We start from the raw sequence: 22222 nt of genomic DNA on the forward strand, positions 1-22222 counted from the left end.
CCTCGTCCGTCGCCTACTCGCGAGTAAACGGAGCCTGTCGCCGACGAGCACTACCCCTCATTGGGTCGGCTTCTCGCCGTAACGGAGATGCCCGCGAGCACGACCGCGCCGCCAGCGACGGTGAAGGCGTCGGGTACCTCGCCGAGGAGGGCGAGCGCGAGCAGGGTCGAGCCGACCGGTTCGCCCAGCAGGGTGACGCTGACCACGCTCGACTCGACGTACTTCAGCGCCCAGTTGATGACCGTGTGGCCGAAGATGCCCGGCCCGACCGCCATTCCGAGGAAGAGAAGCCACTCGACCGGCGGATAGGCGGTCAGCGCCACGGTCTCGCCCTGTCCCAGCGCGACTCCCAGCAGGGCGAGCGCGCAGACCGAGTAGACCACGGTGACGTAGGGGACGAGCGCGATTCGCTGGCGGAGCGACCGCCCGGCCAGCACGTAGCCCGCCGCCATGACCGCGCCGACGAGCGCGAGCGAGTTGCCGAACAGCGGGCGCTCCCCGGCGAGGGCGGCCCCCGAGAGCAGGCCGCCCAGCGACATGACCGCGATTCCGCCGACCGCGACGAGGATACCGCCGACCATCCGACCGTTTATCCGCTCGTCGAGCAACACCGCCGCACCGACCGCGACGAACAGCGGTTGGGACTGGACCAGCGTGACGCTCGCGGCGACCGTGGTCCACTCCAGACTCTCGAACCACGTCGCGAAGTGGGCCGCGAGCGCGACGCCCGTGACCGCCGCGATGAGGAGGTCCCGGCCCGACAGCCGCCGGAGGTCCTCGCGGTAGTGAGTCGCCGCGAACGGCGCGAGCAACAGCGTCGTGAAAAACACTCGGTAGAACGCCTTGACGACGCTGGGCGCCTGACTGAATCGGACCAGGATTGCGCTGGTGCTGACCGCCACGACGGCGACCGAGAGGGCGGCCATCGGCGGGGTTCGTGCTTCGAGGCGCGCCAACGTACTCATCGTGGCCCACATCGGCGGGGGCGGAGTTTAGTCGAATCGGTTTCGTGCGCTCCCCGAGCCCCGTCGGTCGCCCGCGCCGGTCGCGCGCGGTGGCGCGCAGGTGTCGTCAGGACTCGTTCGACCGTATCGGCTCTTGGTTCCGATGGGCGAGGACTCTCGGACCGACTCCCGCGAGGTCCGGTGAAGACTTAGGACGACTACGAGGGCACCACGGCTCGAAATTGGGAGATTGCGGAAGGAATAGTGCTCCGTCAGGGATTTGAACCACGCCGAGACGGTCCGAGCGTGCGGTGGGAGCGAGGCGCAACGCGCCTCGCTCCCACCGTTCCGGGCGTGCGACTCGTCTACTTCAAATCCCGTCCGTGCGCTTCCTTCTTCACTCACTACGTTCGCTCAGAAGAGTGCTCCGTCAGGGATTTGAACCCTGGTCCTTGCCGTGAGAGGACACGCCCCGAACCAGGACCATTCCTCCCCATCCTGCCTCCCAAGTCGCGGTCAAACCGGGTGTTTCCCCGGTTTCACCCCGAATTACGGCTGACTCCTATATAAACACCTGGGACGTTGCCCTTGCGGCAACACTACCTTCCTGAGATAATAGTACATAAAATAAAGGATGGAATCAGGTATAAAAATACTTCCGAAAGTACGAACTACACGGGAGAAGGGCTTCCGCAGTCGCCTATTTCACGGTGGTTCTATCCCAAAATTCCACCCCTGGCTTCGCTCGAACCCCGCATCACTCAACCGTATAAACCCCTATTGCTACCCTTTACGGAATGAACGGTCTCCGTAGCCAGTTCGTGTAATCCGGAACGATATAGATTCTATGTAGTAGTCAAGAGCAACGGGAGAAGAATGAATATCTACTACCGATCAACCATGGAAGCCATTAGTATTCACGGAAGACCTCGTTAGTTAATCACCTTGCCCAACTTGAGCCTGCGCCTGGTTGAAGGCGTTCGCGATTTCGAGCTTTTCAACCAAGTGCTCTTCCAACTGTTCGTCGTCTGAAACAATGTCATCTGGCACATCCGCCAACAAGTCGTCATGCCGCCGATAGAACTCAACGAGCGTCATGCGGTCCGAGTTGGTTTCTTCGGATGTGGACCCATCCACTTCTTCTTCGTACTCCTGTAGAGATGTCGTCGTCTGTTCGACTGTACCGACCTCTTCATCCTGTTCATAATCTGAATCAGCTTCCCCACCCCGCTCATCAGTCTCATTGACCGAGTCATCGATACTCGACTGGTTTGTGGTAACTGTCTCTGACTCGTCAGTCTGTTCGTTCTCAGTAGCCGTGGGCGTCTCTTCCTCTGCTATTATCGGTTCGGCAATGTCCTCAAGCTCATCGAACGACAGGTCATCGTTCGTCTCTTGGAGTGCTTTTTTGAGTTCTGCCTCGTATCGCGGAACTCGCCACGCCTCACCCTCCGTTCGGTATTCGGCCGTCGTAGCACTCTCATCAGCGGCCGCCTGCAGGCGGGTCAACGCTGAACCGAGATTCTCGTCAGATTGTACCGTCGGATTACTCATTGGCGGCACTGTGCCCACCGAAGTCAGGTTTTGGGCGATACGTGCCCACTCTTTCGCGTCTGCGACATCAGACATGAATGCCTCGGGAGTATCAACTTGGAGAAGCGCTTTTCCAACCGGGTTTGAGAACTCTCGATCCGAAACCTCGTAGAAGGCCTCTACAAACTCTCTCCCGACGGCATCCTCGTACGTCGGCCGTGCCCACTCATCATACTGGATGTCCGACATTGACTCAGCAACGACACCTAGTCGGGCGTGCGCCGTTGCTATCTTTCCAAGCGTGTCAACCGTAGTGTAGTCTGTGCCGGGTTTCTGGGAAATTCGAATGTGATCGACTTCGCCGCGCCGGAGTCGGCGTTGCTTATCACCCACGTCTACGACTTCAATCTCTCCATCGTTGGCAGCGGATTCATTTTCCGACCCATACGGCTCAAACACCGACTTCGTTTCGATGTGGTCGAAGTTCCCGTATCGGCCAGCCTTCATGTGTCGGTCGGCCATGCGGCGAAGCCACCAGTAGACCCCTTTTTCTGGAGAGGGAGTGAGGACTTTGTGCGACGGCCGAAGACGGCTTTTGTCGGCGCTCCATGGGAGATCGTTCGCATCACCGAATAACTCGATTTCAATCCGAAGCCGTTTAATCTGTGAGGTCTTAAACTTGGGCAATCCGCCGCTGAGTCCATAACCCCCCTTTTCATCCGTGAGGTTGCCCTCTACAAGTCGGTTCTGACAGAAGATGAAGGTGCCAGTCCGGCGTTTAGCGCCCTCGCGGAGGAGACCAACTGTTACCTTCACCTGAACTTGGTCGTTCCAGTTTTCGTCCTGGAAGACGAGTCCTTCGAAGGTCCGGGGATGGAGGCCACCGAACCACGGAGCGAAACTCCACTCAACCGGTTCCGGCGTTTCGACCTCGTCGCCTTCAAGTTCGAGAGCGAGGTCGAGGTCAACATCGCTCTCTTCCTGGAGGAACTTCTGATAGGTCTTGCTGAACCAGTCCTCAATTTTCTCCTTACGATTATCCCAATTGAAGTTCAGATTCCGGACACGGATTTCAGTGACCCCTTGGCCGAGGTCTACAGCATCCATCTCAAACTGCCACTGGTTGGGATTGTCCTCTTCCGGGTCTATGTCGAACCACTCCGGTGAGACGGTGTACTTCCAGCCAGTGTCGGCAGTTTTGTAGTGGCTGGCAATCGTGAACTCATCACCGAGTCGCTTGAGGGCCCGCTTTGCTCCCATCCCGAACGTGCCGACGTTTTGGCCGCCCGCGCGTTCATTCTTACTGCGGCCGAGACCCATGAACACGCCCATCTCGTCTTCCTTGACGCCACCACTTTCATCACGGTAGACTAACTCCATCGTCCCGTCGTCCGTTTCTTCGATGTTGATTGTAATCTCGACGGGATTGATGCCGTGGAGAGCGGCGGAGTCCAGCGAATTATCTACGAGTTCCCCGAGTGCGGATTCAACGGAGATGTCGGAGGCGACCGAATTGTATGTTTTCCGACTCGGCGTCGCGTATGCAACGGAGGCGCCATCGCGGCTTTTTGAGTTACCTTCGCTAACTTCTGAGTTAGGGGTTGGGTTCGCCATCGTTCTATTCATCACTAGTGAGGCACCCTACTTAAATCGCAATATCTAACTCCTGAATTAGATCTGTAATTCGGTCCTCTCCTATCGCACAATCACGGAAAGTGAATAGACGGTCGAACAGTAAGACACGCCAAAAATAGGGAAAGAAAAGAACGCCGAACAACGACTTCAACTAGTCCTTGTCCAGAAGCACTGCCAACGACCGACGTGATTCACCTCCTGTAAGGGCCCGATAGGTGTACCGTCGAGACATTCGTTACGGCAAAACACTTATTCCATATCAGAACGCTGGGTCAAATCGTGATGTCGAACAACACTTGCAATAATGAGCTCAAAACACGTGAATTTGAGGTGATAAAGTATTAAGAAACGACATGTTGAGGTCCATAACGTAACTCACCACATGGAAGGGGCGGGATTGTTGTTTAAGTAGGCGGGAAAGCTAGTTACAGGTAGAACATGAACGGTGAATATCCCGGAGCCCCAAATGGGCGCAACGATGACATCAACTACACTGCAGAGTATCCGTACTGTCCCGAATGTGACGTTGCCTCACGGCCTGATAATGGTGAACTCGTCTGCCCCGAATGCATGGCCGTCGTACAGGACAACTACTTAGACATTTCGCGTACGCGTTACACCCGCGTGAACGCGGAAGGAGATGGGTCGAAGGCCCGATCCACGACGACGTGGACTCGCCACGACCGTGGGCTCGGTTCGTCAATTGCCCCCGCGTACGAAGCACCCCAAGGTACAGTGGACCCCGATCTCGAACGCGCCCAGCAATGGTGGTCGACGAACAGTCAGGACGAGTCCCTACAACTCGGAAACAGCGAGATTAGACGGGTGACGGCGGCCCTCGACCTTCCGAAGTGCACCCGAGAAGAAGCGAGTCGGCTCTTCTACGTCGCTACAGTTGAGGAGAACCACCTTCACGGTCGAAGCATCGAACTGGTCGTTGCAGGTTCCGTCTACACCGCGGCCTACCTCAATAGCATACCGCAAACTCCCCGCGAGGTGGCGAACGAGGTCGGTTGTAACACGAATGATGTACACAAGGGCCACAGGCTCGTCGTCGGACAGACGTACGTCACTAAGTTCCGTCCCGACGCGGTCGACTATCTCCCGCGGTTCGCTCAGGCCCTCCACGCTGAAACTGGCCTTGACTACCAGCACACCGCCAACCTCCAGTCGATGGCCCACCACCTCATCGACAAGACGTTTAGCCAGAAACCGAATACGAGTGCACGCGTGCTGGCGGCGAGCGCACTGTACGCCGCGTCACATGTTGAAGAGGTTTCGATTACGCAGAGTGATGTGGCTACTGCAACCGATGTCGACGAAGCCACCATCTCTCGCCACTACAAGACGTTTCTGAACAGGGGTTCGTAAAAGGGAGGACTCAGTAATTCGGTCCTAGAAGGGCGTACGAATACTGTACTATACCGACTCGATAACGTCCTCTGCCACCGCAACCCCGATTGTTTTCTGCTCCTGCCTCAGAGCAGCATCTAAAATACGGCTACAGATAGCGAGTACCTGCCGTATATTCCCCTGTGACTGTTGCAGGACGAACTCAAGGGTCTCCTTCGTAAATGGGGCAATCCCCTGCTTCCCGCTGTTCCGTACTGGGTTTAGGTACTGCTCGACCAATTCGTACACCTGCTCGGCCGTCAAGGGCTGAAGTGCGACTTCCCGACCGATGCGCTCACTAAAGGCGTGATATTCGCTCATCACGTCTTGCCAGACCTCGGGGGCGCATCCGAAGAGGAGACAGAGTCCGGAGTTATTCTGGTCCATGAGGTGGCGAAGGCTGTTCAGAGTCGTCTGTTCGTCCTTGGTCGAGAGGCGCGCGATGCTCTCGAACTCGTCGATGAAGACGAACACGGCATCGTAGCCGAGTTCGATGAGGAGATTCTTCATCGAGGTGAACGCTCGAACGGCCATCGTGTCGTCATCGAGCGCGCTATGGATTTCGAGCTCCTTTCGCTGTTCGTAGCGAATTCCTTCTGCGGTCAACCACTGCCATGCGTAGAGGTTCGTGTCCTCGTAAACTAAGTGAACGACCGCCCGTGCGAAGTCCGCAAATTTTGCGGTTTCACTCAGTCGCTTGATGGCCGGTGGGACGAGTTCGGAGAGAAGTATCTCGCCCTCATCGATGAGCGACTTGATTGCCGCGCTGCCGATCGGGTTGTATTCAGTTTCGTTACGGGCAACATCGGCTAGGAGTTCGTAGGCGACCTGTTGGACATAATCGAACCCGAGATCGGCCATGAACTCGTGGTAGATATCGAGAAAGCCGGTGCCCGGCTGTGCTACGTAGCCGACGACGACATCCTCTCGATCACGCAGTAGCGACCGGGTGTACTTCAGCGTGTGCGACTTTCCATTGCCGTACTTGCCGGTGACGACGAGATGCTTTGATTTTCCCGTCGAAAGGACCGTTGAGACTGTATCGCTCACGGCTTCCGTGACGTGCTCCTGGCCACAGTAGATGTCCGGCTCATCGTCTGGGACGGGACTGTACGGGAACGGGTTCTCTTCGAGGCCGAATCGTGAGTAGTCGCGTTTCTGGTCGCTAATCGTGAAACCGTGTTGAGTCATTGTTCTTCGGACGTGAACGTGAGTTTGTGATCGTGAACCGCGAGGTAGTAGTACTGTTTATCGAACTGTTCTATCCCTTGCATGACTCGCTCCGTCGACTGGGAGGTTGAGACGAGTCGCGGACCCTCTATGAGTTGAATCTGCTTGATTCCCAACGCAGCGTCCTTCGCAGTTGTATCGAGCGGTGCGCCCGACAATTCGAGTTTCCCAACGTTCTGCCGACAGAGCGACAAAAGTCCCGCATCGAACGCCGTGCGCGTACAGCGGAGCCGTTCACACCCCTGCTCGCGGAGTTGCGGAATCGAAAGATAGCGCTGTCGAAGATTCACACCGGTCGTCTCTTCGAGCCGGTCGTACTCCTCAAGCAGGACCTGTTGAAAGTTCGTGGGGACCGTATCGTGTTCGACGCGGTAGTAATCGCCCGTAAATGCATGTCGCTGAACCGCCCCGAGACGCTCGGCCCAGTCACCGACCACCTCGACGCTAGCTTGGTTATACGTGTACGGCGTTTCATCTGCTGATTCTGCAAGATGAGCGAGGAGATTATTTAACGATACGGAACCCTGTTCGTCGAGTACGTCGAGAAAGGCCCCATAGTGGGGGCTTTGTGTCTCGAGGACCTGGCTCACGTCACTCCACGATTCACTGCGTACGGCATCAAGCAACTGCCGACCGCTGGTCGATGTTTCGTACGTATCCTCGTCAGATTCCACTATGAGGTTGATACGGAGACCTTCAAGAATTGTCTCCCGCGCCCGCCGATGAGTCACATCGAGTGCCTCCTCGATATCTGCGGTTTGCTGGCAGGTCCCGTCGCAGAGGTACACGAGTTCGACGAGTCGTGGGAGCGTCACCGGTCGAATCGTGGGTCGTTCGTCGGTCATACGAGGCGTCTCACCTGCTGTTTTGCGGCGCGATACGCCCGCTGTGTTACTTCGTTATCCTGGAACCGAAGATCAAGGTACGCTTCAACGTCTTTGTCAGAAGCGGCAATGTATCGGAACCGGCGGAGTTCGGTCACCATCGACCAGAGGTTATGTCGCACCAGGAGATTGCGGTCTACCCGTATCTCATCGAGCGTTCGCGTCCCACAGACGGGGCACGGACATGGGAGATAGTCGAGGTGATCGATGTTGTGAAGCTCTTTTCCTCCAAACCCGGGTAACAGATAGTTCCGATTCCCTGCGTTCCGGATGAAGGCTGACGAATCAAAGCTATCGACACCGAGATATAACAGAAGTGGGAGATAGGTGATGCCCCCGAGTCCGTACACATGTAGGTGTTTGTCCGTCGCCCGCCGGGCCGCGAGAATCAACCTCGTGGTCTTTTTGTAGTCGGTGCGAATAAGTGAGAGGCTCCCGAGGGCATACCCGTCAAAGTCCCCTCGCTGTTCTAAGTGCTGGATGTTGTTGCGAACTGTTTCAGGGTCGTAACCGTGGACACTCGCAAACAGCAGGCTGGCATCGTCTTCGCGGTGCTTCTCGCTCGTCTGAATTGCGTATTCGATATTTTGGCGTACCCGTCGGTGATTCTCTTCTACCCAGTTTTCACGCGAAAGCGGAATATCAATTGTGCCGTAAATATCTGCATCCAAATGTCTCTGAATCGACAGCATCTCTGCCGGTGTGATGTCGGGACCGGTTGGGTCGAAATCGAGACCACCGCTATCCGCGAACACGATAGTATCCTCTGGGACCTCCATCTCCTCGCGGAGTGTCACCCCCTCTTGAAGTCGCTCCCACATCGGTGCTCGTTGGTAAATCGACCGGGCGTTGATCATTGCAGTCGGAAGATCCGGGATGGTTCCGACGTACTCCGGGGTGTTGTCGCTCGACCGTTTCCCCACGTTCCGGACCGGGAGTAAAATCGGCGTCTCTACATCCCCATGTGGGAGGTCGAGTGTTCGTTGTCTGTACAGCATAGCCTCCCGCTCGGGTTCGGTCGCCGCCTATTTGAGTGCTATTGACACGCAATGATATGTGTGATATCGTCTGTTTTGGAACTACGGGATGACGGCCCATTCGTGAAGAACCGTGGCAAAATGGATACTGGATAGTACGAGAGGCCTTAGCACCATTACGGTACATATTTCAGGTATGAATACTATCCCAGTTACACATAACCAATAGCTCAAATATGGGTAGTAATCTTAACATATCTGCAACGGAAAGCACCGTAGACAGCGTTCTCATCGATAATAACCGATACGAGGTACCGGATTATCAGCGCCGGTACTCGTGGGATGAAGACCAATGGGAGGCCTTCTGGAGCGACTTGAACAGTCTAGAAGAGGGTGACACTCACTTTTTGGGTTCAATCGTCGTTATTCAGCACTCTCCGATTGACAGTCTCAATTGGCGCGAACTCGTCGACGGCCAACAGCGCCTGACCACGATCACAATTCTGCTGAGCGTGATGCGCGAGCGGTACCTAGAGGAGGGCGACCAAAATAATCATGCTGAAACAATCAAAGACGATTACTTGGCCGAGCGAGATCTGGATAACAACCAGTTCCCCAAACTGACCCTCAGTAAGTTCGATAACGAGGATTACCAAGCCATCCTCGAAGGCCGTACCTCCGGTGTCGATAACGAACAACTGGAGAATGCTGTCGAATTCTTCCGAAAGAAAATAGCGGACTGTGACTTAGAAGAAGTCGACGAACTCCGCAAGCGACTCTTGAGTTCGATGACGCTCGTCATCATCGACTGTGATAGCGAGCAGTCCGCTTTCCGGTTGTTCGAGACGCTGAACAACCGCGGCCTCGAATTGTCTGCGGTCGATCTCATGAAGAATTTCCTGCTTCAAGTCGCCTCGGATTCCGGGTCTGCCGACTACGACTACATCAAAGGACAATGGGAGACGATTCTCGAAACGGTCGTCCGTGAGATTAACGACCCGGATCGGTTCTTCCGGGACTACATCATGGCGGCTCCGGAACCCGACTACGATTCTTCCGTCAGTTCGTACAAATTGTACGATATCTTCCGGGAGATCGTTACCGAGAAGCTTCCTACGGAGAACACCTCGTTAAGTGACTACATCGATGGGATGGTCGACAAGGCGACTCTGTACGTCGAGTTGACGCAGGGACAGGTGGACAGCGTGGGGAGCGCAAAGACGCAACGCCAGATTAATCAGCGTCTGGAGAACCTCGATGCAATCAATTCGATAAACACCCGTCCACTCCTGCTCCGATCCTTCGACGAACTCGACGCCAATGATATTCTGGAGGTGTTGCGCATTGTCGAGAAGTTCATGCTCCGCTGGCAAGTCGCAGGGTACGTAAGCGGGTCGCGGTTGGACAAAATCTTCTCCTCGCTCTGCTCGAACGCCTTCGATGAAGACGACCCGGTCGGAGAAATTCGGGACACACTCGCCAGCGAGGGACCGACCGACGCCGAATTCCGGTCCAGTTTGGTCAGCAAAGATCTGCCTCGAAACGCACGTACCAAGTACCTTCTCGATACGCTCGAACGCCGCCACTTCATGCCCTCCGGTGAGGGGAAACAAGTGGCGGACCGTTCTATCGTGGATATCGAGCATATCGCCCCGGACAAAGCCTTCTCCGCGAAGAAGTACACTTCGTGGGAAACCTACCTCGATGCAGACGAAAGTACCTTCGAGCAGTACAAAGACAGACTCGGGAATCTGACGCTCTTGGAGAGTCGGCACAACGCCCGAGCTGGAACGAATCCGTTCGAGGAAAAGAAGCGTGAATACCGGACCTCAGACTTCGAGATGACGCAGGCAATCTGCGACTACGAGAGCTGGTCTACCGAAAAGATAGAGGAGCGCACCGAGGAGCTTGCGGATATCGCTGTCAAAATCTGGGCTATCAAATAAGGGGATTGTGGAATGTCTGGTCTCCGAACTTTGCTCTCCAATGAATGGTTTTATGTACTAAGTATATCGTGATTCATCTATGCCTATACCGGATCCAACTAGTCCTTCTTCCCCTCATATTGATAGTATTCAACCAACTTGGAGAGATTTACCATATGCTTGCGAGTTAGTTCGTTTCACCTACAATCATCCGAGGGAATCCTTCCCCGACATTCGTGAGGGGCTCATCCAACGGAGTACAAAAACCAAAGTCAAGCAAACCCTCAATTTTCTAGGAAAAATAGAAGTTCTCGATAAAAAGACTGGCTTACTTCCCTTGGGAGAATGGTTAGCAGAAAAATACAGCACACCGCATCAAATGACCATTGGTGATTCGGCCTCAGTAGGAATAAAACAGGATCTCTCAGGTAGCGAGGCCAGAGTCTGGAAATATCTTCTTTTTAATAATGACTGGGTCCCAATGCTTGGAGCGATAAATCAGTTAGCAACCACCTCTGTTTCGACCAAAGAGACAGAATCGCGGGCAGAAGAATTCTATACTCGGCTTAGCCACCTCACAGAGTATAAGAAATATAATAGTATTAGCACTAAGAAAAAGAAGGCACAGGTTCATTTTCAATGGCTCCAAAAGGTCGGTTTAGCAAAGATTGACAAACATGAGAAAATGTCCCTTACGAAGAAAGGGGAGTTCCTTCATGAGCAACTCCGGCCTCACTATCACCCTAATTGGCCTTCTTCTCAAAATGAGTCGAACTAGCTGACTGTTTTGCCGAAGTGGGATGATGAGAATTAGCCAAAACAGCGTGTGATTAATACAGAGAAGCACAAGATTCAGGTATGAACCCTGAAGATGGTCTTACAATCGCATCTAATTACGATATATGACCGATAAGAATCGTAACGTTCATAATATTGGGTCTGGCCGCCGGTATATCATCGGCGATGCAGTTGAAGAGCTTCGAAATATAGAATCACCTGCTGATCTCATTTGTCTTGACGATGCATGGGCAAGACCGCAACGGGCTAATCAATTCGGTGTTATGTATCCTACCCATCGATTTTCAGAATCGGAGAGCCAACGGGCATCAGACGAATCAACAACGACAATTGAGATTCTTGACGCTTGTTGGGAGGCCCTTACAGAAGGCGGCTGGTTAATAGCAGATGCTGACGACTGGCTCTTGCCTCGACTTATTGAGTATCTTGTCAGAGAGTGGGGAGACGTAGTAGAAGATTACAAAGGGGGTGGATATCGGCGAATTGGTGGAGTTACGTACATTGCAAAAAGTACCAAAAGACCGGATAGAAGTACTGCAGGAGAATATTTTACTAACGGTGGGTATCCTGTTGTTTTTGCACACAAAGGAAGTACAGACCGGAAGTCCTCAACATCTGCTCGGCAAATAGCCCACAGGCAACATGATAAATTCGGCTGGGGGAGTGTAAAACCAATAAAGCCATATAAGAAATGGATTGAAGGTCTTCTCACTGAAGGAGACCATCTCGTCGTCCCTTGTGCAGGGACTGCACCCGCTGCTATAGCGGCAGAGCGCGTTTTTGGCACAGCGGCTCGGTACACATGCATTGACATTGAGAAAGAGGCATTTGAGGCCTTTCAGATCCGGCGTCAGGAACAGTTGGATAGCATCCAAGAGAATATTAAGCCTAAATTTTAGTACTTAAAAAACAAGAGTTGAAATTAAATTCGTGTAGCCTCTACTCATTGAAGTTCGTAAATCCGACTTGAGATGACTTTTTAGAAGTGCAGTAATCAACTATCTCACTTTTATTTGGCACGGGTTGGGATCTAGCTAGACTACGTGCTAGATTCTTTAGATACTCTCCCTTCAACGCAACCACTATTGTTTCGAACTGCTTCGCCTCCTCATTCCTCGCCGATAACGACACGACGTTCGAGAATTGCTCTACGTCATCGTCTTGATTGAAGACAAGCCCAATCGACTCGTCGGGCACTCGTCGGAGCGTCGCTTCGAGATTGATACTGCGGTAATAGTCCTTTCCAAGCGCGAAATACACTATATCGTAGGGTAGTTCCGTTTCGAGGAATGCCTGCACATCGTCGGCAATTCCGAGTTGCTCGGCTCGCTCGTCAATCTCTGCGTCAGACATCTCCGCGAATGTCACGTCGTACGGCGGGAGGCGTTCGGTGTCTTCAACAAATCCGAATCCGGCACTGATGAAGTACCGCTCGACTTCGTGACCCCCCTGCTCCAGCATCCGTATCCCCTCGGTGATCTTCCGCTGTTGCCGTCCCGTGTAGAGTTCACGAGCTTCGATAGCAGGTGTATCATCACGAGCCTGGAGTTCGTCCAACGAGTGGGCATCGAGAACGTCGGTCCCGAGTGGCGACACGTTGTCGGGGTACTCCTTTTGCTTCGAACATTGGTCGATGACGAGTATCCGCATCGTTAGAAGTCTCCCAGTTCGATTTGGACGGGGCGTTTCGGGACGAACTCGTTATCGTAGTCCAGCCGGTCGAGAACGGCCGCTCGAACGTCGTCACCGGAGTCGTAGATATGAACCGTGCAATTCGCGTCTTCGATTTCCTGGACTGTCTGCTGGGACACGTCACCGTCTGGATCGTATAGGTAGAGGTCATCGTACCGGACGCAGAACTCAGAGACGGGGCCTGCCATTGCGTCAGTCGCCACGGCGGAGGGAGCATCGGTCCACCATTCGTAGAGTCCGCCGTTATCAAGCGTCCCAATTTCGGCCACAGGGAGATCATAAATCTGCTCCCAGAGGTCTGGACATTCACCACCGAGGTAGTCCTCAACGGTTTCGACCTGTGTGAGTTCTTCAGTCGCCGGTGTTGCAACGAGGAGTTTCGGGAGGTCTTCCTCGAATTCATCATAGAATCGCCTCATGTTGTGGAATCCACGTCGCCGATTCCGGTTGTTGGCCCGGAACACCGCAACTTCGATACCTAAGTCCTCGCAGATTGGGCAGTCGCACTCTCGCCACGGTTTGACGCGGAGAAGGTCTTCGTAGGCTTCGAGATACTCTTCATCGTCGATTACGTCGGCCGTCACGTAGTCTTCGACGACCCGTTGAATCTGGGCGAAGGTAGCGACTTCGTCCTCGCGGTCTTCGAGTGCTTCGACCGCGTCGAGGGTCTGTGGGAACTTGGTTTCGAAGATATTTCGTGCAGTTTCAACGAGTGATTCGTACTCGTCAAGCGTCGCGTCTGTGCCGTTGTCGCGGAGATGTTTGACGACTTGTCGCCGGAACGTTCGACTGAAATTGGCACGGAGCGCTCGGCTGTACTCGTAATCGTCCCGAAACTGTTGCTCGACGTCCCTAAGGAGTCGCTGGTCGTACTTCTCATCGAGGTGGTTGGCTTCTAAGTATGGGGGGAGGCCATCAAGCGCAACTGTGGCAGTTGCATACCACTCGCGTATCGCGTCAGCAATTGATTCGCCATTATCGAATGCCCGTAGCGCGTGAAGCAATTCTTGACCGTGAAGTGCCTTCTCGATGCTCTCTTCGAGCGTATCCCTGGTCGTCCCGAACCGGACCCGAATCGCGTCGTACCGCCGGTCACTACTGAGGTGATAGTTGTCGCCGCCGGTCCATGCTGCACGGAGCATACTCGCACTATCGAAGCTCGCCATTCCGGCCTGGCCCACGGTATCGAACGCGTCCGTCTTGGCGAACCCGAAGACGTGTGTATCGACTCGCATTGTCTCTGCCCGTTCGTGCGTCTTGACCGTATTTCCGACAGCCGTAACGATGTCACGTACGTCATCGACCGGACTTCCCGCAACGCCACCGATTCCGAGGTACTGATAGCCATGGTCGAGCACGTCCTGTGTCGCCCGTGCATAGGAATCCGCATCCCAGCCTTGGACGGCGACCATCAACCGGAACGAATAGTCCTTCGCATCGTACAACGCCTTCATCTCTGCAGCATTCTCCAACGTCAAGTCGTACCGGAACTGGGTGTCGTTCTCGCGGTAGACCGCACGCGGATCATCAGCGAATCGGGTAAGTACCCCAGATAGTGATCCCTCGAAATCAGCTCGCTCGAATGGAATCGGTGAAGTCTCCCCATAAATCGTTTCGTCATACTCCGTGACGTATTCTGGCCAGTCCGTGGGCCACTCATCGACCATGACATCGACGTTGTCAGCTATCGTCTCGGGGATGTCCGATGGGGTAAACCCACTCCGCTTGAACGCTCGCTTGTCGAGGTAGAGGCGACCTTCTTGGCCGGAGCCAAGTACGAGATGGTCGATCGTGACGCCTACCGTCACATCCATCTGCTCGTAGAAGTCGAGCATCTCCTGATTTCCGTACGGCGGAAACGGGAGAGACTTGTACCCCCACGCACCACAGTCGCTGATCGTTGGCAACCAATCCGGCAGATGCAAGCGTGACTCAGGATGGTAGACACCATAGGTCGTGAGGTTGTCAAGCTTGGTGTTGCTTTCTTCGACCTGTTCGCGGGAGATGAGGACTCCATCAATCGGCGTCGTGTCGTAGTCAAAGATGTCCCAGATGTACTGGAGCTCCCGCTCTGTTTTCGCTAACGTAGAGTGTTCGTCATGCAGAAAATCGTAATTCGCATCGACGTTATCATCCCACTCAGGAACATAGAAGCGCACGTATATCGATCACCACATCGGGGTAACGCGTTCTCCTATATCAATATCAAGGTCTGCGCTGTCCACAGACGTTGGTACCGTTACACATATTGTCGCTGATGGCCGTCTCTTTCACATGGAACGAGTTTCACCTGGGACGACACTCACCAACGTCGAACGGATTCTGGGGAGCGATTCTGGTGTATTGGATTTTGAAATTGCTGACGACGACACCTACTACGTGTGGGACGGTGATGACCGAGAAGACGCTGACTGGACCGTCGAGGATGTCGACCGCGTAGAGAACCACACGGAGGATCGCTTTATCATGTTTCCCGAAGGAGATGGGTTCACATGCAAAATCGATGTGAATGACGACGGCTGGGAACGAGCACGATGTTGGTGCGAGTAAACCCGCTTCCAGAGAATACAATAGCCGTTCCCTTTTGATACGTCCCAGTAACGAACGGCACTGTTCAGATAAGCGTTGAAGGATGATGCGGTAGAATTCGTAGTGTTCTATGCCCGAATTCGACCGCCTCAACGAATGTAGTGACTGGATCGAGTTAGAGTTTGTGGAGCGAGAAGCGACACCGGAGCCACTGATGAAGCTCGGTATCCACCTGCATGCGGCGGGATTATCACTCGCCGATACTGTTTCGGTCTTAGAGAAATTCGGTGTCGAACGGTGTCGCACCACTATCCATAATTGGGTGCAGAAAGCCGATTTACAGCCGAGAGCAAAATCTCCAATTTCAGCATATCACTCATGGACACCGGAATAGCGTTGAACGTGTCTTCAAAGAGTTAAAACGCCGCACCAATCAGTTCGCCAATCATTTCCGCCACGCAACGCACCGCTCCGCCGAAAACTGGTTGCAAACCTTCGCCTTCGCATGGAATCAGCTAATCTGAACAATGCCAGCAATCCGGTCTATGAGCGAAGATGACCCGGCGGACATCCACATGTCGACGGACGACCTCGTTGCAACCCTATGCCGTGGAGTAGCTCATCCTCACAGAATGGCAATTCTTCGAGGCATCAACCAGAACTACGCGTTGACCAGGGTGGCGACGGTCCTCAACCTGTCCCGGAGCGGCGTCCAGACCCACGTTGATACCCTGGTCGATACCGACCTTGTTGTCCGGACCGGCGACCAGCAGGACCCGTACCATGTCACGGTACTCGGTGAACTGGCACTCCACCTCGTAGAACACGTCCAGAACTCGGTCGAGGTCATTGAGGACGCCCGGCAGACAGCAGCGGCCCAGGCCAACGACGAACTCGGCGAGACGCCGTTGCCGGACGTCGAACGCGACCGCGCAATCCACCGTCGAACGTGGGAGTTGGTTGATGATGCAATTGACGATGCTGATTTAAAATTTTAATAGATACTTCTGTAAGATTATGGACTATCGGTCGTCCAGCGGACATTCGGTCGCCTAATCAGGAACTATCTTATTCAATAATAGTGAATCCTCTTATCAATAAGTAAAAGATAAGACGAGAATCGGTAGAAATATAATACGTTTCTTCTTGTGCCGAATCATATGAGCCTTAGCAAAGGAGCGACGTGGAATCGGTGGGATTTACACGTTCATACTCCAGAGTCATTTGACCATCAGTTCTCGACGGATGCTGATGGGGAGTACGATGAGGTATGGGAAAGATACATCGATGAATTATCAGAAATTGACGATGTATCTTGTCTCGGTATCACTGACTACTTCAGCATTGATGGATATGAACGAGTTCGTAAAGCGAAAGTGGAGGGACGACTCGAAAACCTGGATTTGGTCATCCCGAATATCGAATTGCGTATTGACAACGTGGTTGTCGAACGTGGCAAAGAAAATAAAAGCGGGGCCTCACGCAGCATCGATCTCCACGTTCTATTCAGCGAAGATTTAGACCCAGACACGATCCGCAAAAACTTCTTACACCGTGTGGACGCATTGAAGCCCAACGGAGAGGAAATCAGCCTCGCTCGTGAAAACATTGAGCGGCTTGGACGAGAACGCGGTATCGAACACCTCGACGAACGCTCCGGCGATGATTTCCAAGTCGGATGTGAGCGCCTGAACGTCAAACGAGAGTCGGTATTCGATGCCCTCGACAAGGAAGTATTTGAGGGGAAGTATCTCATTGTTCTTGACGATACGACGTGGGATGATATCCCTTGGAAGACCCGAGCAGGCACGATGAGAGCCAATCTAGCCAGCCAAGCAGACGCATTTTTCAGTTCGAACGAGAACACACGCAATTTCCTTTTGGGCCAACATCCATCAAATACGCCGAAGGAAGTCATCGAGACGTTCGGCAGTCTCAAACCATGCATTCACGGCTCGGATGCGCATGATTTTGCCTCGCTGTGTGCCCCCGATGAGGACCGATACTGCTGGATTAAAGCTGAAACCACCTTTGAAGGCCTCAAACAAATAAAATACGAACCCGATGAGAGAGTGCGGATACAACCAGAAGATCCCCAAGGGCACGTACCTGGATACACCCCAGAACGGGTCGAAATCCGTGATGGGGAAGTTGAAGATGTGCTCACGGTTACAGATACTGATCTCCCCCTCAATCCCAACCTAGTAACAGTGATTGGAGGGAAGGGTGCCGGAAAAACAACACTTCTTGACCTGATTGCCAATTGTTTCGAAGACCGATGCCGCCGTGACAAGAGCGTGCCCATTGATGAAAACTCGTTCATTCAGCGCATCGAAGACGAAAACCCGGAGATACTGACTCGTCTAGAGTTTAATAGTGACAGTATTGACGGATTCCATAAACGAGTTCGTGATAAGGAAACCATCGAATCAGCACAAGTAGAGTACCTTCCTCAAGGGAAAATATCCGAGTACTGCCGCAAGAAAGAAAAGTTGCACGAACAGATCATCAACCTCATAAAAAGCAGTGTCCGGCAATCGGATCGTAACCTGATGAACCGGTTCGACGAAAAGCTAGACGAGATCTCCGCAATTGAAGATGAGTTAGAGGACCTGACGAGGTCTCTTTACCAGTTTGAACCAGAGACAATCAACTCACGGATTCAGGATGCACGCGAGGAAGTGAAGACCGCAAAGGCCAAACTCGAAGATAAGAAGACGGAGATTGAGGAATATCGGGAACAGCACGGAGACGAGCTACAGAATAACTCAGCGACAGACCTCCAAAATGAGATCGATTCTTTGGAAGGGGCCATTGAGTCACTCGAATCCTACAAGGCCGAGATCGAAGACGTACTCAACGAGATTGACGGGTTGGAAGAGGTGAACGAAAGTCTTGCAAGTATCTCAATAGAGGCGGAAGAACGGGAACTCGGAAACTCCGTTTCCCCCATCGAGTATCGCCAACAACTCCGAAGCCTCCAAGAAATCAAAAACACGATCGACAAGCGGATTGATACGAGGGAAACAGAAAAAGAAGCAGTCGAAGCCGAACTCGAAAACCTCACCGACGCTGAAGAGAGACTTTCTGAACTACTGACTGAGAAACGTGATATCGAGTCCGACCTTGAGAAAAAGCATACGAGATTAGAGACTCTTCGAGAAAACAAGCAACAGATAACTAAACTACGAAAAAAGCGACGTGAACAGTTCAAACAATACGTTAGCGGGTTTGTAGCCCTAGAAAACGTCTACCAGCTAGTGATAGAGGAATTCAATCGAAATCAGGTCACGATTCTAGACGATGTTGATTTCTCCCCTCAAGTGACTTCTGACGAATCACTATCTGAGCGTCTTCACGATTGTCTTGACGGTCGGCAGGTTAACGTTCAGCGGTTACAAGAGGCTCTCGCCAATCTTGACCAAGCTCTTGAGAAAGACTCCCCCGAGCGGGGAGAATACGTCGAGCGGTTCCTCGACAAGGTTGAGGGACTGAAACAATACCTCGTTTCAGATGTTGATGAACGGAAATTCGATGAACTTCTGTATGATTCTTATCTCTCTTTGACTGAGGAGATTTACTTCCAAGGAACGAAGATGGAGGGTCTTTCCTTGGGACAGAAGGGAACGGTTCTTCTAAAAATCCTGCTTGCAGAAGGGTCAACGCCGCTGATAATTGATCAGCCTGAAGAGAATCTTGACAACCGGTTCATCTACAAAACGCTCAAAGACACGTTCCGCGAGGCGAAAAAACAGCGGCAGGTCATCATTGCAACCCATAATGCAAATCTCGTGGTGAACACCGATGCAGAACAAGTAGTCATTGCAAACTACGAGGAGAGCGAGATCAATTTCACTGCGGGCCCTCTTGAAAACCCCCAAATCCGTGATGAAGTCACCACCCTTCTTGAAGGCGGAAAGAAAGCATTCCGGTATCGTGAGCAAAAGTACGGACTAACAGACTGACTTCCCTCTCTTCGCCATCTAATCAAGCTCGGCCACGACTTCCGGTTCTGGAGGGTACGGGGATATCGACGTTTACGATGATTCCTCCCCCTTCCTTCCGTCGTAGAACGCCGAACAGTGCCGGATGGCGTTCCGAATCGTGCGCTTCCGGTAGTCCGGCCGGTCCCGCCACTTGTCACGAGTAAGCCCGCTCTGATCGAACAGCCGCTCAATCCGCTGCGGGTCCCCGCCCGTCCAGAACGCGAGCAACGTACACAAAGCTTGGTCCGCCTCCGAATGGCTATCGTACCCCAACGTATCGCCCTCCCACAGCGCCCGGAACTTCTCGCCGTTCGCCGCATTCTGCGCCTTCTCGAGTAACGCCTCGTCCGACAAGGACAGCGGTTCCGACGGTGGTGCTCCCTCCACGTCGGAGGTGGGCTCCTCCGACCCAATGTACTCCTCGTGGACCGCCTGTAGTGCGTCGTTCCGTTGCTCGACCTCTGTCGGGGCTCCCGGGACGCGGTCGCCCGTCACGGTGAAGTACCGATTCTCGTCGTACAGTTCCAACTGGTCCGCCCGGTTGCCCCCGGACGGCACGGTACCTTCGACGATGACGTGGAACCCGGTGCCGCTGGGGCTGTACTCCGTGTACGAATCGAGGGCCCGCAGGACCTCGATGGCCCAGTCCTCGACCTCGCCCGTTGCCGGCTCCCGGCAGGCATCGAGATCGACGCCCGCGTACGGATCGTCCGCGGTGAACACGAACCCGATGCCGTCGACACCGGCCGTGGCCCGGGCATACGCCTGCGCGGTGGCGTAGTCGCTCCACGTGTCCGTGTCGCGTACACTGGCGTAGCCACCACCGGCAGGATCGACGGGCACCTTCGTCGCCTCGCCGTCCCGGTCCTCGGTGCGCCAGCACACCCACTGGGGTCTTCGTTGCAAGACCGCGGGAATCTGCGTGTCAGCCATCACGAACCACCACCCACCCCTGGGGGTCGTGATGGCGACCGCGCAGTCTTAGCGGTCGGCCAAGACCCCGGTTCGAATGAGGCGCACCACGCAAAGGCCGCACCTGCACAACGTCGGTGGAGCGCTGCACGTCTCGTCCGGCGGCTGTACCACTCACAGTCGGACGTCAGTCCTCCCGGCGGCGCTCACGGTCCGCAAAGAGGTCTTCCATCAGGTGGGCGTGGACCTGCAACCGGGTCGCATCCTCGTCACGGACGCCACTGAGGCCAGCCAGCGCAACCCGGAGGCCGAGGCCGATGAGGATGAGCACTGTTGCGAGGAACAGGCTCGCGCCAAAGACGGCGACGACTTGCCAGATGATAGCCAACACCGTCGCGGCAAGCACCACGTCGGCGTACGTCTCCGTCAGCACCGCGAGAATCGCCAGAAAGACGAGTCCCGTGAACCCCAGCTTGAGCAACAGTGCGGCGTCGACCGGGTCGGCGGTCATTGCGGCTCCCCACCGGACACGGCCATCATCGCTTCTGCTCCGCGACCGCTTTCACCCGCAACTGGTCCAGCACCGATTGGACGTCGGTGTCCGCACCGTAGAGTTGGTGGCCGACGTGAAGCGCCTCTCGGCCCCGATCGGAGAGGGTGCCGTCATCGGCAAGGTAGCCCTGCTTGACCACGGTATTCGCTACGGCATCGATGTCGACGGCGGTGATCTCCCCGGCCTGGGTCGTCACGTCAAACAGGTCGGCAAACGTCATCGTCTCATGCTGGAGGAACACGAGCGTCAGGAACGTCCGCTTGTCCATGTCGAACCGGCGGCGGGCGCACAGCGGACAGACATGCTGCCGGCTCAACCGGATTTCGCACCGCGTACAACAGATGAGTTCACAGTCACAGCACCGGTAAACGTCCCCACTTCCGCTGATCGGGGCGCCACAGGTGCAGAAGGGCACCGCGGTCTGTTCGACGCGTTCGGTCAGGTCGTCGAGGTCGGTCGTCTTTTCCTCCTGTTCGAAGACGGGACTCCCCCGTGGTCCGAACGTTCGGACCGTCGTTTTCGTAAAGTCAGTATGTTCGTCGGTCATTGTCTCAGAGTCGGTCTCGGTGTCGCGGTTCGGTCTATGTGTGCATGGTCTGTCGGCAGCGGGTTACCGGTCCTCCCGGCGGGTCGACGTCGAGCACCAGCCGCGGACGAGGTGCCGGACCAGCTGTGCCCCCAAGTAGGGCCGCGTATCAGCCGGGCAGAACACCTTCTGGCCGTTCGCGACCCAGACTTGGTGGCCCCGGCAGATCACCCGGCCACACAGCTGGCACGTGGCGAGGCAGTCGGCACAGAGGCGGGTTGCACAGCCCTGGTACTGGCAGACCCCGGCGAACTCGCCGACATGCCCACAGTCCAGTAACCGCCCCTCAGGGTCCGCGGTCGTGCGCATCGGTGGTTGGTCTGGCATGACTTGGGATCACCGTCGATAGTCCTCGATCGATCCGGTATCCAGATCCATGTCCAGGTCCGTCCGGCGTGGTTGCGTCCGGGACGGGCGACTATCATCAGGACTGTGCGACTGCTGACCCTCGCTCCCGATCAGGGCTGTCAGCAATCCGACCACCGCGAGTCCGAGCAGTCGCACCAGCACACCTCCAATCGTGAGCAGGCCCAGTTGGATGAGCAACAGGCCCAGTGGTTCAACCAACCCGACCACGAGCACGCCACACAGCACTGCCAGGACCCCGATAAGCAAGACGCCGATGGTCACCCACCTCCCGTTACCG

At 54.7% G+C, this 22222-nt stretch carries 18 protein-coding genes and 1 pseudogene; 8 read left to right on the top strand and 11 right to left on the bottom strand.

Annotated features, from left to right (window positions below):
• Positions 1-50 precede the first annotated feature (50 nt).
• Complete coding sequence (locus NGM10_RS01945; protein WP_253481234.1) at positions 51-965, bottom strand: DMT family transporter; 915 nt, start codon at positions 963-965, stop codon at positions 51-53.
• Positions 966-1880: 915 nt separating this feature from the next.
• Entirely contained in the window at positions 1881-4091 is a 2211-nt protein-coding gene (locus NGM10_RS01950; protein ID WP_253481237.1) for an ATP-binding protein, read from the bottom strand.
• Positions 4092-4847: 756 nt separating this feature from the next.
• Between NGM10_RS01950 and NGM10_RS01955 the strand changes: the two genes are divergently transcribed.
• Complete coding sequence (locus NGM10_RS01955) at positions 4848-5483, top strand: transcription initiation factor IIB family protein (RefSeq protein ID WP_253481240.1); 636 nt, start codon at positions 4848-4850, stop codon at positions 5481-5483.
• Between the two features lie 48 nt (positions 5484-5531).
• Here the strand turns inward: NGM10_RS01955 and NGM10_RS01960 are convergent, their stop codons facing one another.
• The 3 genes from NGM10_RS01960 to NGM10_RS01970 are packed head-to-tail and all read right to left on the bottom strand — an operon-like array spanning position 5532 to position 8616.
• The gene (locus tag NGM10_RS01960) at positions 5532-6695 is read right to left on the bottom strand and encodes a BREX system ATP-binding domain-containing protein (protein WP_253481243.1); all 1164 of its coding nucleotides are present in this window, start codon (positions 6693-6695) and stop codon (positions 5532-5534) included.
• On the bottom strand, positions 6692-7579 hold the full coding sequence (locus tag NGM10_RS01965; protein ID WP_253481245.1) for a hypothetical protein: 888 nt from the start codon (positions 7577-7579) through the stop codon (positions 6692-6694). The genes NGM10_RS01960 and NGM10_RS01965 overlap by 4 nt, the downstream gene beginning before the upstream one ends.
• A complete protein-coding gene (locus tag NGM10_RS01970) occupies positions 7576-8616 on the bottom strand; it encodes a tRNA-guanine transglycosylase (RefSeq protein ID WP_253481248.1) in 1041 nt (346 codons plus the stop codon). Before NGM10_RS01970 ends, NGM10_RS01965 begins: the two co-directional genes overlap by 4 nt.
• A 215-nt stretch (positions 8617-8831) precedes the next feature.
• Here NGM10_RS01970 and NGM10_RS01975 point away from each other — a divergent pair, with 215 nt between their 5' ends.
• From NGM10_RS01975 to NGM10_RS01985, 3 genes are all read left to right on the top strand, one after another.
• Positions 8832-10541, top strand: coding sequence for a DUF262 domain-containing protein (locus tag NGM10_RS01975; RefSeq protein WP_253481251.1), 1710 nt, complete (start codon positions 8832-8834; stop codon positions 10539-10541).
• Between the two features lie 79 nt (positions 10542-10620).
• Positions 10621-11298 carry a hypothetical protein gene (locus NGM10_RS01980; RefSeq protein WP_253481254.1) on the top strand — a complete coding sequence of 226 codons (678 nt, stop codon included), beginning with the start codon at positions 10621-10623 and terminating at the stop codon, positions 11296-11298.
• Positions 11299-11422: 124 nt separating this feature from the next.
• The gene (locus NGM10_RS01985) at positions 11423-12217 is read left to right on the top strand and encodes a hypothetical protein (RefSeq protein WP_253481256.1); all 795 of its coding nucleotides are present in this window, start codon (positions 11423-11425) and stop codon (positions 12215-12217) included.
• A gap of 40 nt (positions 12218-12257) precedes the next feature.
• Here the strand turns inward: NGM10_RS01985 and NGM10_RS01990 are convergent, their stop codons facing one another.
• Positions 12258-12968 carry a hypothetical protein gene (locus NGM10_RS01990; RefSeq protein ID WP_253481258.1) on the bottom strand — a complete coding sequence of 237 codons (711 nt, stop codon included), beginning with the start codon at positions 12966-12968 and terminating at the stop codon, positions 12258-12260.
• A gap of 2 nt (positions 12969-12970) precedes the next feature.
• Positions 12971-15169 (bottom strand): queuine tRNA-ribosyltransferase tRNA-guanine transglycosylase, encoded by a 2199-nt coding sequence (locus tag NGM10_RS01995; protein WP_253481260.1) that lies wholly within the window; start codon positions 15167-15169, stop codon positions 12971-12973.
• A gap of 115 nt (positions 15170-15284) precedes the next feature.
• Between NGM10_RS01995 and NGM10_RS02000 the strand changes: the two genes are divergently transcribed.
• The 4 genes and pseudogenes from NGM10_RS02000 (at position 15285) to NGM10_RS02015 (ending at position 19504) form a co-directional block, all read left to right on the top strand.
• A complete protein-coding gene (locus tag NGM10_RS02000) occupies positions 15285-15560 on the top strand; it encodes a hypothetical protein (RefSeq protein ID WP_253481262.1) in 276 nt (91 codons plus the stop codon).
• A gap of 109 nt (positions 15561-15669) precedes the next feature.
• Positions 15670-16063 (top strand): annotated as a pseudogene (locus NGM10_RS02005) (transposase domain-containing protein).
• 21 nt (positions 16064-16084) lie between these two features.
• Positions 16085-16537 (top strand): hypothetical protein, encoded by a 453-nt coding sequence (locus NGM10_RS02010; protein WP_253481263.1) that lies wholly within the window; start codon positions 16085-16087, stop codon positions 16535-16537.
• Positions 16538-16699: 162 nt separating this feature from the next.
• Positions 16700-19504: a TrlF family AAA-like ATPase gene (locus tag NGM10_RS02015; RefSeq protein WP_253481265.1), complete on the top strand. Its 2805-nt coding sequence runs from the start codon at positions 16700-16702 to the stop codon at positions 19502-19504.
• A gap of 72 nt (positions 19505-19576) precedes the next feature.
• On the opposite strand, the gene NGM10_RS02020 is transcribed toward NGM10_RS02015, so the two are convergent.
• The 4 genes from NGM10_RS02020 to NGM10_RS02035 all read right to left on the bottom strand — a co-directional run bounded on the left by NGM10_RS02020 (position 19577) and on the right by NGM10_RS02035 (position 22206).
• Positions 19577-20458, bottom strand: a complete 882-nt coding sequence (locus tag NGM10_RS02020) for a phage NrS-1 polymerase family protein (protein ID WP_253481267.1) — start codon at positions 20456-20458, stop codon at positions 19577-19579.
• Positions 20459-20624: 166 nt separating this feature from the next.
• Positions 20625-20948, bottom strand: a complete 324-nt coding sequence (locus NGM10_RS02025; protein WP_253481269.1) for a hypothetical protein — start codon at positions 20946-20948, stop codon at positions 20625-20627.
• Positions 20949-20973: 25 nt separating this feature from the next.
• The gene (locus NGM10_RS02030) at positions 20974-21537 is read right to left on the bottom strand and encodes a hypothetical protein (RefSeq protein WP_253481271.1); all 564 of its coding nucleotides are present in this window, start codon (positions 21535-21537) and stop codon (positions 20974-20976) included.
• Positions 21538-21912: 375 nt separating this feature from the next.
• Positions 21913-22206, bottom strand: a complete 294-nt coding sequence (locus tag NGM10_RS02035; RefSeq protein ID WP_253481274.1) for a hypothetical protein — start codon at positions 22204-22206, stop codon at positions 21913-21915.
• Positions 22207-22222: the final 16 nt, after the last annotated feature.

The organism is Halorussus salilacus, from assembly GCF_024138125.1.
Classification (GTDB): Archaea; Halobacteriota; Halobacteria; order Halobacteriales; family Haladaptataceae; genus Halorussus; species Halorussus salilacus.

Bases quoted from the DNA above. Each gene is read 5' to 3' on its own strand.
- NGM10_RS01945 (WP_253481234.1), bottom strand. From the start codon at position 965: ATGAGTACGTTGGCGCGCCTCGAAGCACGAACCCCGCCGATGGCCGCC.
- NGM10_RS01950 (WP_253481237.1), bottom strand. From the start codon at position 4,091: ATGGCGAACCCAACCCCTAACTCAGAAGTTAGCGAAGGTAACTCAAAA.
- NGM10_RS01960 (WP_253481243.1), bottom strand. From the start codon at position 6,695: ATGACTCAACACGGTTTCACGATTAGCGACCAGAAACGCGACTACTCA.
- NGM10_RS01965 (WP_253481245.1), bottom strand. From the start codon at position 7,579: ATGACCGACGAACGACCCACGATTCGACCGGTGACGCTCCCACGACTC.
- NGM10_RS01970 (WP_253481248.1), bottom strand. From the start codon at position 8,616: ATGCTGTACAGACAACGAACACTCGACCTCCCACATGGGGATGTAGAG.
- NGM10_RS01975 (WP_253481251.1), top strand. From the start codon at position 8,832: ATGGGTAGTAATCTTAACATATCTGCAACGGAAAGCACCGTAGACAGC.
- NGM10_RS01980 (WP_253481254.1), top strand. From the start codon at position 10,621: ATGCCTATACCGGATCCAACTAGTCCTTCTTCCCCTCATATTGATAGT.
- NGM10_RS01985 (WP_253481256.1), top strand. From the start codon at position 11,423: ATGACCGATAAGAATCGTAACGTTCATAATATTGGGTCTGGCCGCCGG.
- NGM10_RS01990 (WP_253481258.1), bottom strand. From the start codon at position 12,968: ATGCGGATACTCGTCATCGACCAATGTTCGAAGCAAAAGGAGTACCCC.
- NGM10_RS02000 (WP_253481262.1), top strand. From the start codon at position 15,285: ATGGAACGAGTTTCACCTGGGACGACACTCACCAACGTCGAACGGATT.
- NGM10_RS02010 (WP_253481263.1), top strand. From the start codon at position 16,085: ATGAGCGAAGATGACCCGGCGGACATCCACATGTCGACGGACGACCTC.
- NGM10_RS02015 (WP_253481265.1), top strand. From the start codon at position 16,700: ATGAGCCTTAGCAAAGGAGCGACGTGGAATCGGTGGGATTTACACGTT.
- NGM10_RS02020 (WP_253481267.1), bottom strand. From the start codon at position 20,458: ATGGCTGACACGCAGATTCCCGCGGTCTTGCAACGAAGACCCCAGTGG.
- NGM10_RS02025 (WP_253481269.1), bottom strand. From the start codon at position 20,948: ATGACCGCCGACCCGGTCGACGCCGCACTGTTGCTCAAGCTGGGGTTC.
- NGM10_RS02030 (WP_253481271.1), bottom strand. From the start codon at position 21,537: ATGACCGACGAACATACTGACTTTACGAAAACGACGGTCCGAACGTTC.